The organism is Streptomyces sp. NPDC055632, assembly GCF_053618675.1.
On sequence record NZ_JBSHHY010000005.1, the window covers coordinates 186,156 to 198,293 of the forward strand.

10 protein-coding genes and 1 tRNA gene are annotated in these 12,138 nt (G+C 74.1%); 7 read left to right on the top strand and 4 right to left on the bottom strand.

The genetic code is table 11. The annotated features are described in order from the left end of the window. Positions 1 to 68: 68 nt before the first annotated feature. Positions 69 to 1,892, bottom strand: coding sequence for an AMP-dependent synthetase/ligase (locus ACWGSR_RS09980; protein WP_453565175.1), 1,824 nt, complete (start codon positions 1,890 to 1,892; stop codon positions 69 to 71). Positions 1,893 to 2,258: 366 nt separating this feature from the next. Beyond that, the gene (locus ACWGSR_RS09985; RefSeq protein ID WP_376230709.1) at positions 2,259 to 3,125 is read right to left on the bottom strand and encodes a LysR substrate-binding domain-containing protein; all 867 of its coding nucleotides are present in this window, start codon (positions 3,123 to 3,125) and stop codon (positions 2,259 to 2,261) included. Positions 3,126 to 3,260: 135 nt separating this feature from the next. On the opposite strand from ACWGSR_RS09985, the gene ACWGSR_RS09990 reads away from it, so the two are divergent. Further along, positions 3,261 to 4,361, top strand: a complete 1,101-nt coding sequence (locus tag ACWGSR_RS09990; RefSeq protein ID WP_453565178.1) for a bile acid:sodium symporter family protein — start codon at positions 3,261 to 3,263, stop codon at positions 4,359 to 4,361. Positions 4,362 to 4,422: 61 nt separating this feature from the next. Here the strand turns inward: ACWGSR_RS09990 and ACWGSR_RS09995 are convergent, their stop codons facing one another. Further along, positions 4,423 to 6,672: an FhaA domain-containing protein gene (locus tag ACWGSR_RS09995; RefSeq protein WP_376230711.1), complete on the bottom strand. Its 2,250-nt coding sequence runs from the start codon at positions 6,670 to 6,672 to the stop codon at positions 4,423 to 4,425. A gap of 398 nt (positions 6,673 to 7,070) precedes the next feature. Between ACWGSR_RS09995 and ACWGSR_RS10000 the strand changes: the two genes are divergently transcribed. The 6 genes from ACWGSR_RS10000 to ACWGSR_RS10025 all read left to right on the top strand — a co-directional run bounded on the left by ACWGSR_RS10000 (position 7,071) and on the right by ACWGSR_RS10025 (position 11,321). Further along, entirely contained in the window at positions 7,071 to 7,592 is a 522-nt protein-coding gene (locus ACWGSR_RS10000; RefSeq protein ID WP_453565182.1) for an isochorismatase family protein, read from the top strand. Further along, on the top strand, positions 7,589 to 7,972 hold the full coding sequence (locus tag ACWGSR_RS10005; RefSeq protein ID WP_376230713.1) for a (2Fe-2S) ferredoxin domain-containing protein: 384 nt from the start codon (positions 7,589 to 7,591) through the stop codon (positions 7,970 to 7,972). Before ACWGSR_RS10000 ends, ACWGSR_RS10005 begins: the two co-directional genes overlap by 4 nt. A gap of 214 nt (positions 7,973 to 8,186) precedes the next feature. Next, the gene (locus tag ACWGSR_RS10010) at positions 8,187 to 9,143 is read left to right on the top strand and encodes a beta-ketoacyl-ACP synthase III (protein ID WP_376230714.1); all 957 of its coding nucleotides are present in this window, start codon (positions 8,187 to 8,189) and stop codon (positions 9,141 to 9,143) included. A gap of 199 nt (positions 9,144 to 9,342) precedes the next feature. Continuing rightward, complete coding sequence (locus ACWGSR_RS10015) at positions 9,343 to 10,056, top strand: hypothetical protein (protein ID WP_453565184.1); 714 nt, start codon at positions 9,343 to 9,345, stop codon at positions 10,054 to 10,056. A 131-nt stretch (positions 10,057 to 10,187) separates the two neighbouring features. After that, positions 10,188 to 10,856, top strand: a complete 669-nt coding sequence (locus tag ACWGSR_RS10020) for a class F sortase (RefSeq protein WP_453565186.1) — start codon at positions 10,188 to 10,190, stop codon at positions 10,854 to 10,856. Positions 10,857 to 11,236: 380 nt separating this feature from the next. Further along, a tRNA-Leu gene (locus ACWGSR_RS10025) sits at positions 11,237 to 11,321 on the top strand. Between the two features lie 101 nt (positions 11,322 to 11,422). Here the strand turns inward: ACWGSR_RS10025 and ACWGSR_RS10030 are convergent. Then, a complete protein-coding gene (locus tag ACWGSR_RS10030) occupies positions 11,423 to 12,133 on the bottom strand; it encodes a class I SAM-dependent methyltransferase (protein WP_453565188.1) in 711 nt (236 codons plus the stop codon). Between the last annotated feature and the right edge of the window lie 5 nt (positions 12,134 to 12,138).

Genomic DNA, 12,138 nt, shown 5'->3' on the forward strand with positions numbered 1-12,138 from the left:
CACCGGCCGTGTGCGACCGCCTCGCCACGGCGGTCCGGGGCCGCCCTGGCCGTACGGACCGCTCCGCCTCAGCCGTACAGGGCCGCGACCTCCGTCGCGTACGCCTGTTCGATCGCCCTCCGCTTCAGCTTCAGGGAGGGGGTGAGCAGCCCGTGCTCCTCGCTGAAGGGGTGCGCCAGGATCCGGAAGGTCCGGATCGACTCGGCCTGCGAGACCAGCGTGTTCGCCGCGACCACGCCCCGCCGGATCTCCGTCTCCAGGGCCGGGTCGCGCACCAGCTCGGCCGGGGAGAGCGGCGGCCGCCCCTGGATCGCGAGCCAGTGCTCCACCGCCTCCTGGTCGAGCGTCACCAGGGCGGCGACGTACGGCCGGTCGTTGCCGACGACGATGCACTGGGCGATCAGCGGATGCGCCCGCACCCGCTCCTCCAGGGCCCCGGGGGAGACGCTCTTGCCGCCCGAGGTCACCAGGATCTCCTTCTTCCGCCCGGTGATCGTCAGATAGCCGTCCTCGTCGAGGCTGCCGATGTCCCCGGTGGCCAGCCACCCGTCGTTGAGGACGGCGGCGGTCGACTCGGGATCGTTGAGGTAGCCGGAGAAGACCTGGCCGCCGTGCAGCCACACCTCCCCGTCCTCCGCGATGTGCACCGTCGTCCCCGGCACCGGCTGCCCGACCGTGCCGTACTTGATCCGCTCGGGCGGGTTCGCCGTGGCGGCCGCCGAGGACTCGGTGAGCCCGTACCCCTCGAAGACCGTGACCCCCGCCCCCGCGAAGAAGAGGCCCAGCCTGCGGTCCATCGCCGAACCGCCCGACATCGCGTGCCGGACCCGCCCGCCCAGGGCCCCGCGGACCTTCCCGTACACCGTCTTCTCGAAGAACTGGTGCTGCACGCGCAGCGCCGCCGACGGCCCGGGTCCGCGCCCGAACGCCCTCTGCTCCAGCGCCTCCGCGTACGCCACCGCCACCTCCACCGCCTTGTCGAAGGGGCCGGCCTTCCCCTCGGCCTCCGCCCTGCGCCGCGCCGCGCGGAAGACCTTCTCGAAGACGTACGGCACGGCCAGGACGAAGCTCGGCCGGAAGGCCGCCAGGTCGGGGAGGAGCTCGGCCGCCGCCATCACGGGCTGGTGCCCCAGCTTCACCCCGCCCCGGACCGCCGCGACCTCCACCATCCGGCCGAAGACGTGCGCCAGCGGCAGGAACAGCAGCGTCGAGGCCTGCTCCCCCTGCCGGGCGCGGAACACCGTGTCCCAGCGGCCCGTCAGCATGTCCGTCTCGAACATCAGGTGGGAATGGGTGATCACACAGCCCTTGGGCCGGCCGGTCGTCCCCGACGTGTAGATGACCGTCGCCACCGTCTCGGGGGTCACCGCCCGCCGGTGCCGGTGCACGACCTCCTCGTCGATGCCGGACCCCGCCGCCGTCAGCTCGGCCACCGCGCCCGCGTCCAGCTGCCACAGCCGCCGCAGCAGGGGCAGCCGGTCGACCACCGAGCCGATCGTCATGGCGTGGTCCTCGTGCTCCACCACGCACGCCGTGACCTCGGCGTCGTGCAGCATCCAGAGGACCTGGTCGGCGGAGGAGGTCGGATAGACCGGCACGGGCTGCGCGCCCAGCGTCCACAGGGCGAAGTCGAAGAGCGTCCACTCGTACCGGGTGCGGGCCATGATCGCGACCCGGTCGCCGAACCGCACCCCCTCCGCGACCAGCCCCTTCGCGAGGCCCACGACCTCGTCCCGGAACCGGGCGGCCGTCACGTCCCGCCACTCCCCGTCCGGCCCCTTGCGGCCGAAAGCGATCCGGTCCGGGTCGGCCATGGCGTGCGCGAACACGGCGTCCGCCAGACCGCCGACCTGAGGCGCCGCCTCGACGGGCGGCACGGTGAACTCGCGCACTGACCTGCTCCTCGACGGCTCGATGGCTGAAAAAGCCCGTTGGTCGCTCTCCGTACGGCGCGGGTGACGGTACCCCACCCGCCTGCCCGGCGGGAGGACCTTCACCAAGCCGGGACATTCACCGTTCGCACAGGTCAGAATGGGTGGAGGAGCCAAGTCGGAGGCGCGGCGGGGGGATTGCGTACCGGGCGGTACGTCCGCCGGGCGCGAATCTCCACGGAATCTGTACGGGCCGCTCACGCGGGGGCGCCGGACGCCGGGCGGGAGGCTCTGGCGGAGGAGGTGCCGGACGGGGACCCTGCCGACGGGGACGCCGGGCGGCACGCTCTGGCGGCAGGGGCGCCGGACGCCGGACCGGAGGCCCCGTCAGCGGGGGCGGTGCAGCCGGTCTCCGCCCGCCAGGATCGCCTCCGCGAGCGCGTCGGCCGCCACCTGCGTCTCCCCGCCCCGGCGCCCCTTCCGCAGCACGAAGCCCACCTCGCCGAGGTCCGGGAGCCCGGCCCGGGCCGGCACCGGCACGAGCCCCGGCGGCACCAGGCCCCGGGTGTGCGCCATCACCCCGAGCCCCGCGCGGGCCGCCGCCACGTTCGCGCTCAGGCTGGAGCTCGTACAGGCGATCCGCCACGCCCGGCCCTGCGCCTCCAGGGCCTCCAGGGCCCGCGCCCGGGTGATCCCCGGCGGCGGGTACAGGATGAGCGGCACCGGTCTGTCCGGCTCGACCCGCAGCCCCGGCGACCCGATCCAGATCAGGGAGTCCTCCCAGACGAGCCGGCCCCCGCTCTCCGTGCCCCGCCGCTTGGCCAGGATCAGATCGAGCCGGCCGGCCGCGAGCCGGGCCTGGAGCGTCCCCGAGAGCTCGACCGTCAGCTCCAGGTCGACCTCGGGGTGCTCGCGCCGGAAGGACTCCAGGATCTCCGGCAGCCGGGTCGTCACGAAGTCCTCCGACGCGCCGAACCGCAGCCGCCCGCGCAGCCGCGTCCCGCCGAAGAACGCCGCCGCCCGCTCGTGCGCCTGGAGGATCGTCCGCGCGAAGCCGAGCATCGCCTCGCCGTCCTCGGTCAGCTCCACGCGGTGCGTGTCCCGGCTGAAGAGCGGCCGCCCGGTCGCCTCCTCCAGGCGCCGCACGTGCTGGCTGACGGTCGACTGGCGCAGCCCGAGCCGCTCCGCGGCCCGCGTGAAGCTCAGCGTCTGGGCCACGGCGAGGAAGGTGCGCAACTGGGCGGGCTCGTACACGGGAGGAGGTTATCGCGGTACGTGATGACAGTCAGAGCACTGTACGGGATTCCCGATCACCGGGCCGTGGAGCAGGATGGACCCGCCCGTGAGCCGCCCGCGGCGGCGCACAGACCCGTACAGACAGTGGAGCCCATGACCCCCCGCACCACCGGCCGCGCCTCCCGCCTCCTCTCCCGGCTGCCCGTCGACGGGTACGTCCTGGCGCTGCTCGGCACGGTCGTCCTCGCCGCGCTCCTGCCCGCCTCCGGGACCGCCGCGACCGTCGCGGAGGGGACGTCGACCGGGGCCGTGGCCCTCCTCTTCTTCCTCTACGGGGCCCGGCTCTCCACCCGCGAGGCGCTCGACGGCCTGAGGCACTGGCGGCTCCACCTCACCGTCCTCGGCTGCACCTTCCTGCTCTTCCCGCTCCTCGGCCTCGCCGCGCGCGGACTCGTCCCCGCCGTGCTCACGCCCCAGCTCTACGGCGGGCTCCTCTTCCTCTGCCTGGTGCCGTCCACCATCCAGTCCTCCATCGCCTTCACCTCGATCGCCCGGGGCAACGTGCCCGCCGCGATCTGCGCCGGCTCGTTCTCCTCGCTCGCCGGGATCGTCCTGACGCCGCTGCTCGCGGCGCTGCTCCTCGGCGGCGGGGCCGGCGGGGCCGGTGGAGGCGGCGGGGTCGGCACGGGCGGCCTCTCCGCCGACGGGATCCTGAGGATCGTCCTCCAGCTCCTCGTGCCGTTCCTCGCAGGCCAGCTCCTGCGCCGCTGGGTCGGGGGCTTCCTGGTCCGGCACAAGAAGGTCCTGGGGTACGTCGACCGGGGCTCGATCCTGCTCGTCGTCTACACCGCCTTCAGCCAGGGCATGACCGCCGGCGTCTGGCACCTGGTGACCCCGGCCCGGCTCGGCCTGCTGCTCGCCGTCGAGGCGGTCCTGCTCGCGGTGATGCTGGCGGCGACCTGGTACGGGGCCGGGCGCCTCGGCTTCGACCGGGCCGACCGGATCGCGATCCAGTTCGCCGGCTCGAAGAAGAGTCTGGCGGCCGGGCTTCCGATGGCCAGCGTCCTCTTCGGCCCCCAGGCCTCCCTCGCCGTCCTCCCGCTGATGCTCTTCCACCAGATGCAGCTGATGGTCTGCGCGGTCATCGCGAAGCGCCGCTCCCACGACGGGGAGGCGAAGCCGGAACCGGAACCGGGCCGGGCGGCGGACGAGCGGGTGCCCGGCGGCCGCGGCGCGGGCGCTTCCGCTCCCTGATGCGGCGTGATCCGCAAGACGCCCCTGAGGGATGTCCTGCGGATCACGCTTCGGTGCCGGATCAGCCCCACGCGGGGGTGGCGAACATGCTGGCCGCGTTGAAACCCGAGTGGGGGTACGAGACTCCCCAGCCCACCGCCTCGGGCTGGGTGCGCGGGAAGTCCGCGGCCACCAGCGTCGCCAGGTCGAAATAGGCTTCGCGGGTCCGGGGCTTGAGCTGCTCCAGATCGACCTCGGCGCCCGTGGCGAGGTGCTCGTCGAACGGGATCGACACCACGCCCCGGCAGCGGGAGCGGAAGTGGTCCACGACGTCGTTCACCTTCACCATCTTGCTCTTGTTGCGGGCCTCGGAGATCACGGTGATGCTCCGCTGGACGAGGTCGTCGTAGCGGTGCGCGCTCAGCCAGTCCAGGGTCGTGCTGGCGCTGGTGGCGCCGTCCACGCTGGGCGTGGCGATCACGATGAGCTGGTCCGCGAAGTCCAGGATGCCCCGCATCGCGCTGTGCAGCAGACCGGTTCCGGAGTCGGTCAGGACGATCGGGTAGTGCTGTCCGAGGCAGCTGACCACCTGCCGGTAGTCCTCCTCGTTGAACGCCGTGGAGAGCGCGGGGTCCGCCTCGTTGGCGAGGATCTCCAGGCCGCTGGGGGACTGGGAGGTGAAGCGCCGCACGGCCATGTAGTTGTCGATGTTCGGGATCTCGGCCACGAGGTCACGGATGGTGGCGCCGGTCTCGCAGCGCACGCGCCGGCTGAGCGTTCCCGCGTCCGGATTGGCGTCGATCGCCACGACCCGGTCCTGGCGCTCGGTGGCGAGGGTCGCGCCCAGGGCGGTCGTGGTGGTCGTCTTCCCGACTCCGCCCTTGAGGCTGATGACGGCGATCTTGTAGGACTTCATCACGGGGGTGCGGAGGATGGCCAGCTTCTGCTGGTGCGCCCGTTCCGCGCTCCTGCCGCCGATGCGCAGGCGGCCGAGGCCGCGACGGTCGGTGGGCCGGGAGCGCAGCAGACGCTCGGGGGAGAGCTCGACCGCGGCGCTGAGCCCCAGCGTCCCGGCACGGCCGCCGCGGTCCGGTCCCTGCCAGTGCCCCTGACCGTGGTGCGCCGGCTGGCCGTAGTGCGGCGGCATTCCGGGAGCGCCGTACGGCACGTGCGCCTGGCCGGCGTGGGGAGCGGGCGGAGGCTGCTCCGCGCCGGGACCGTGCGCTGCGGGGGCCGCGGGACGGTGCTCCTCCGCGCCGCGCGGCGGCAGGGCCCCGTACGCGGCTCGCGTGTCGGGCCCGGAGTCCGTCGGCACGGGGCCCCGGGGCCTGCCGGCGCCGCCCGCCACGGGCGGCACCGGGCCGGGACCGTCGGAGCCCTTCCGCCTCCTGCCGGGTGGAGGGGTGTCGACGGAGGGGTCGCGGTCGTTGGTCACAGCGGGTCCTTTCGAGTGTGCGGGGCTTTCGTCGACCACCGGGCCGGCGGTCTGACGACGGCGGTTCTCCCCGGACGGCGGCCGGGTCTGCCGGCCGGTCCGGCGACGTGGGGTCTCGGTGAGGGACGGACCGCCGAGGGGGACCTCGGCGACCGGCGGCTCCTCGGCGGTCAGGCTCCCGGCCCGGGATTCGGACGAGCCGGTGACGTGTTGGTAGGCGCGTTGTCCGTGACCGGACCGCGTCAGGACGGTCACGCCTGTGCGGTCCGTCGCGGGTTCCGGGGGGCGGAGCGGTCCGGGCGGCGGGGCGAGCGGGTTCGACGGGTCGGCGCGGACGAGCGTGCCGTCCGGGCTGAACGTCAGACCGAAGGAGATGAACTGCTCCACCGTCAGGACCTGTTTGTCCGCGTACGGAACGTGCGGGGGCACCTGCCACGACGGGGTCCTGCCGCGGCCGGACCCGGCCGACGACGCGGGCGCGGTGCGGTGCTGCCGACTGCTCTGCAGGGTGTGCTGGACTTCGAGCGGGACTTCGAGCCGGCTGCGCACGCGGAAGTGCCCGGCCTTCAGGTTCTCCGTCCGCTGCAACTGCACTTTCAGCGGCCCCACGAACGAGTAACGCTGTTGCTCGGCGTACTCGCGCAGCTTCAGGACCAGCTCCTCGCCCAGCATGACCAGGCACGCGCTCTGCAGCTCGTGATCGCCCGGACTGAGCTCGACGATGAAGCCGTTGGGCACGATGACGCAGTCCCGGTTCCAGATCCTGGCGTTGATGTCGCACTCACGCTTGAGAGCGCCGATGAATTCCATGGGTTGAACGGCGGATTTGAAGACCTTGGCGAAGGTTCCGTTGACCAAGGCCTCGAAGCGCCGCTCGATCTTGTTCAGCGGCCCCATGACAGCCTCCGAGGGTGCCCATCTGCCGGGCAAGGCCAGATGAAGAGATGATTACTAATAGTATTTATATAGCCACGGGTGGTTACGGCGTGTGGTGCGACGCCGTAATTCACCGGATCGTGGCTGCCGCGGATCGACCCGGGCGGCGCCCCGGCGGCCCGGGCGGAGCCGGTGCGACTGTCGCGAACTGGCTGTTTCGCCCGAGAGCGCGCCCGGGGCCGCCGCCGGCCGCCCCGCGGGTACGCCCGGCGGAGCGGAGCCGAACGGGCCTGGAGCCGGGCGCCCGCGGCCCGCGCCGATCCCGCGCGACGTCCTCCCCGGCTCCGTGCGCCCCTCCGTAGGCCGGATCACACCCCCGGCCACCCCTGGATGATCATCGGGGCCGCTACGGTGCTCCCATGCCCGCACTCGATCCCGGCCGCACCGCACTCGTCCTCGTCGACCTGATGGAACGCATCGTCGCGCTGCCCCTCGCCCCCCGCCCCGGCACCGACGTCCTCGCCGCCTCCGCCCGGCTCGCCGACGCCTTCCGGGACGCCGGAGCGCCCGTCGTCCACCTCCGCGTCGAGCGCCCGAACACCGCCGTCCAGCCGCCCGGCAGCGAGCTCGTCCCCGACCTCGTCCGGGACGGCGACCCGGTCGTCGTCAAGCGGACCATCGGCGGCTTCCAGGACACCGGCCTCCACGAGCTGCTCTCCGGCCTCGGCGCCGACACCCTGGTCCTCGGCGGCATCGCCACCAACCTCGGCGTCGAGTCCACCGCCCGCGCCGCCTGCGACCTCGGCTACGGCCTCGTCTTCGCCGAGGACGCCATGGCCGCCCTCACCGCCGACGAGCACCGCGCCTCCGTCGCCCTCGACTTCCCCCGCCTCGGCACGGTCGCCCCCGTCTCCGCGATCACCCTGGACGGCCCGGAGTGACCCCGGTGCCGATACGGTACGGGGCCCGCCCCTGCTCCCTCGTCGTCTGCCGGGGCTGCTGCTGCGGCGACGCCCGCAAGAACCCCGGCACCGACCACGACGCCCAGCTCGCCCGGCTCCGCGAGGCCGCCGCGGCCTCCGGCGGCCGGCTGATCGTCCGCACCAGCGACTGCCTGGGGCCCTGCGCCCAGGCCAACATCGTCGTGGTGCAGCCCTCCACCGAGGGCCGGCGGCGCGGCGGACGGGCCGCGTGGGTCGGGTTCGCCCTGGACGAGGACTGTCTCGACGACATCCTCGCCTGGACGGCGGCGGGCGGCCCCGGCATCGCCCCGCCCCCGGCGACCCTGGCCCTCCAGCTGGTCGACCCGCCGAAGAACTGAGCCCCGCACGACCCGTACGGAAACGGGGGAGAACCCTCGTGGAACCCGGGGAGGGGCGCGGTGCGGCGGGAGCCGTGCCCCCCACGGGCCCTTGTCGCGGTCGGCCAAGCGGTACGGGTGAATGTTGGTGGTTTACGTCACCGGTTACCCATCAGTCGCTGGCGAGACTGGGTGGTCCTGCCGGACGAACGAACCACCTAGGGGGACCCTGAGCATGACGGGCACTCGCATTGCCGCGCTCGGGCACTACCAGCCCGCCAAGGTGCTGACCAACCACGACCTCGCCGGACTCGTCGACACCGACGACGCGTGGATCACCAGCAGGGTCGGCATCCGCACCCGGCACGTCGCGGGCCCCGACGAGCCCGTGGACGAGCTCGCCGCGCACGCCGCCGGCAAGGCCCTGGCCACGGCCGGCCTGGTCCCCGACGACATCGACATGGTCCTCGTCGCCACCTCCACCGCGATCGACCGCTCGCCGAACATGGCCGCCCGCGTCGCCGCCCGCCTCGGCATGACCGGGCCCGCCACCCTCGACCTCAACGTGGTCTGCGCCGGCTTCACCCACGCCCTGGCCACCGCCGACCACGCCGTACGGGCCGGCGGCGCCCGCCGCGTCCTGGTGATCGGCGCCGACAAGATGACCGACGTGGCGGACTGGACGGACCGCACCACCTGCGTCCTCGTCGGCGACGGCGCGGGCGCCGCGATCGTCGAGGCCGTCGACGAGGACGAGGCCGGGACCGCCCCGGGCATCGGCCCGGTCCTGTGGGGCTCGGTCCCGGAGATGGGCCACGCCGTCCGCATCGAGGGCACCCCGCCCCGCTTCGCCCAGGAGGGCCAGAGCGTCTACCGCTGGGCGACCCAGCAGCTCCCCGCCCTCGCCCGCAAGGCCTGCGAGCGCTCCGGCGTCACCCCCGAGGAACTCGCGGGCGTGGTCCTCCACCAGGCCAACCTGCGCATCATCGAGCCGCTCGCCGCCAAGATCGGCGCCGTCAACGCGGTCGTGGCCCGCGACGTCGTCGACTCCGGCAACACCTCCGCCGCCTCGATCCCGCTGGCCCTGGCCAAGCTGGTCGAGCGCGGCGAACTGCCCTCCGGCGCCCCGGTCCTGCTCTTCGGCTTCGGCGGCAACCTCTCGTACGCCGGTCAGGTGATCCGGGTCCCGTAGGGGATCCCGCGACGGGCCCGGGACCGGAGCGCAGGGGGCGCCCGTACGGCCCCGGCGGGGCTCCGGGGCGGTGTGCCCCGTTCGGCGGAGCCCGGTGGCGGCGCGCCGGGGGCGGACCTAGCTTCGAACGCGGTGAGGGTCGTCCTTCCGGGGGCGGAACCGCTCCGCGTCCGGGCCCTCGCGCGATCGGAGGAACGCCATGCGTGCGATACGTGCCGCCGCTTCCGCCGCCCTGCTCGGCGCCGCCGCCGTGATGACGGCGGGCCCGGCGGCCCTGGCGGACGAGGGCGCCGGCGCCGTCACGCCGTTCGGCTTCTCCGTCACCCCGGAGACGGTCGCCCCCGGCGGCACCGTCACCCTCGCGTCCGAGGGCTGCGAGGTGCCGTCCGTGACGGTCACCTCCGGCGTGTTCGACACGGTCACCCTCGAAGAGGGCCGTCCGGGCACCGCGACCGTGGACTCCGGCGCCAAGGCGGGCGCCCGGTACGAGATCACCTTCGACTGCCAGGGCGAACGCGGCACCGCCGCTCTGACCGTCGCCGGGGACGCCGCCCGGGAACACGAGGGCGTCGCCACCACGGAGCCCGCCGACGGCATCACCGGCACCGGAACCACCGGCGGACACGACACCGGAACCGAGACCGGAACCGAGACGTACGGCACCGCGACCGAGACCGAGACGTACGACACCGGGACCGGCACCGACAGCCACGGCACCGACGTCGGCGCCCGGTCCGACACCCCCACCGGCGCCCAGAAGGGCGTGAAGGCCGGTTACGGGACCGCCGCCTCCGACGCGGAGACCGACGGGCTCGGCACGGCCGAGGTGGTGACGGGCGCCCTGCTCATCGTCGGCGCGCTCGGCTCCGCCGTCGTCCTCACCCGCCGCCGCGCAGCCGACGGCCGCTTCTGACGGCCGGGACCGGGGGGCCGAAACGGCCCCTCCGCCCCGGTGTGACGAGGTCCGGGACGGAGGGGCGCCATACGGAGAGAACAGAGACCAGAGACCGCACGGCCGCGCGGCCGCCGTGGAGGAGAGCGGACGTGGGGCGAGCGGACAGCACGGGCCGGCACGGCGCCTGGGGCGCCGTCGCCGTCGTCCTCCTCGTGGGAGTGCACCTGGTGCGCGGCGGTGCGGAGGAGCTGCGGGCGGCGGGACCGCCGCAGCCCCTCGCCGCGGCCGCCTCCGGCGGCACCCGCGCCGCCCCCGCCCTCCTCGCCCCCGCCCCCGCCTCCGACGCGGAGACCGATCCGCTGCCCGCCTCGCCCCCGGCCCGCGTCCGCGTCCCGGCCGTCCGCGTCGACGCGCCCGTCACGGCGGTCGGACTCGACGCCGAGGGCTGGATCGAGGCCCCTCCGCCGGAGGACGACCGGCTCGCGGGCTGGTTCACCGGCGCGGTCACCCCCGGCGAGCGCGGCACCGCCGTCGTCGTCGGCCACGTCGACACCCCGAGCGGCCCGGCCGTCTTCTACGAGCTCGGCGCCGTCGGCAGGGGCAGCCGCGTCGAGGTCCTCCGCCGCGACGGGAGGACCGCCGTCTTCACCGTGTACGGGGCCGAGGTCGTCCCCAAGGACGGCTTCCCCGCCCGGCGGGTCTACGCCGACTCCGGCCGGCCCGAGCTGCGCCTGATCACCTGCGGCGGCACGTACACGGAGGAGGGCGGCTACGAGGGCAACGTGGTGGTCTCGGCCCGCCTCACCGAAGTCCGCTGACCCTTCTCCTCCTCGTACCGGCCCACTGCTGAGTTCCCCCGGTCGCCTCCTTCGGCGCCGCCTTCGGAACCGGGCTCCGACCCGACCTGACGGACTCCCCCCGAAGCATTGGCCTGGACCGCAGGACGTCGCCAAGGTGACTCCCACGGAGCCGGCGTCGGGGGGCGTCGAGCTCCACCGGGCCGCCCGGGGCCCGCACCACGCTCCGTACGCACGAAAGCACCTCTCGTGCGTACGTCCGGACAATTCGGACCGAACCGGGGCCGCCGGGGCCGTCCCACCCCACTGACCACGGAAAACGCTGGTGAAAGGCGCCTGAAACCCCTGGTAGAGTTATCTCTGTCGCCGCGGGGGAAACCCCGAAACGACAACAACACCTAGTCCGGGTGGCGGAATGGCAGACGCGCTAGCTTGAGGTGCTAGTGCCCTTTATCGGGCGTGGGGGTTCAAGTCCCCCCTCGGACACAGAGAAGAAGTGCCGGTCGATCTCGCATCGAGCGGCACTTCTCGTATCCGGCACTTCTCGTACGGGGCCGGGCTCCCGCACCGGCCCCGCCCCCCCGCGGTCAGCCCTTCCGTGCCACCACCAGCCTGCACGCCGGGCTGCCGTCCTCGCGGCGGCCCAGGGCCTCGACCGGGACGAGGGTGACGGCGAAGCCGGCCGCCTCCAGGCGGGTGCGGACGTCCGCGAGGCGGAAGGTGCGGTAGTACATGACGAAGGGCGGACGCCAGAGCGCGTTCCTGACCCGCATCACCGCGTCGAAGCCCCACAGCGCCCAGTAGGGGCGCGAGCCGACGCGCGGTGGGGCCGGGAGGGGAAAGGCGAAGGTGCCGCCCGGGCGGAGGGAGGCGTGGACCCGCTCGAAGAGGGTGCGCTGCTCCTCCGGCAGGAAGTGGCCGAAGGCGCCGAAGCTCACCGCCAGGTCGAAGGCGGGCCCGAAGGGCAGGGCCAGGGCGTCGGCGCGGACCAGGTCGGCGTCGGGATGGGCGCGGCGGGCCTCCGCCAGCATGCCCGTACTGAAGTCGACCCCGGTGACCCGGCCCGCGCAGACCGCGCGCAGGACGCCGAGCCCGGCGCCGGTGCCGCAGCAGACGTCGAGGCCCGAGTCGAACGGGCCGAGGGCCTCCAGGGTGCGGGTCACCGCGTCCAGGAGGCGGTCGGAGGTGCGGAAGGGCGTCGCGTCGAACTTCTCCGCGAGCAGGTCGTAACCGTGCTCGACCGAGGAGAGGGCCTGGACGGTCAGCTCGCGGAGGCCGGGGCCCTGCGGAGTGAACATGGACC

Excerpts from the sequence above, each read along its gene's own strand:
- ACWGSR_RS10030 (WP_453565188.1), bottom strand. The coding sequence starts at position 12,133 with ATGTTCACTCCGCAGGGCCCCGGCCTCCGCGAGCTGACCGTCCAGGCC.
- ACWGSR_RS09990 (WP_453565178.1), top strand. The coding sequence starts at position 3,261 with ATGACCCCCCGCACCACCGGCCGCGCCTCCCGCCTCCTCTCCCGGCTG.
- ACWGSR_RS10010 (WP_376230714.1), top strand. The coding sequence starts at position 8,187 with ATGACGGGCACTCGCATTGCCGCGCTCGGGCACTACCAGCCCGCCAAG.
- ACWGSR_RS10015 (WP_453565184.1), top strand. The coding sequence starts at position 9,343 with ATGCGTGCGATACGTGCCGCCGCTTCCGCCGCCCTGCTCGGCGCCGCC.
- ACWGSR_RS09995 (WP_376230711.1), bottom strand. The coding sequence starts at position 6,672 with ATGGGGCCGCTGAACAAGATCGAGCGGCGCTTCGAGGCCTTGGTCAAC.
- ACWGSR_RS10000 (WP_453565182.1), top strand. The coding sequence starts at position 7,071 with ATGCCCGCACTCGATCCCGGCCGCACCGCACTCGTCCTCGTCGACCTG.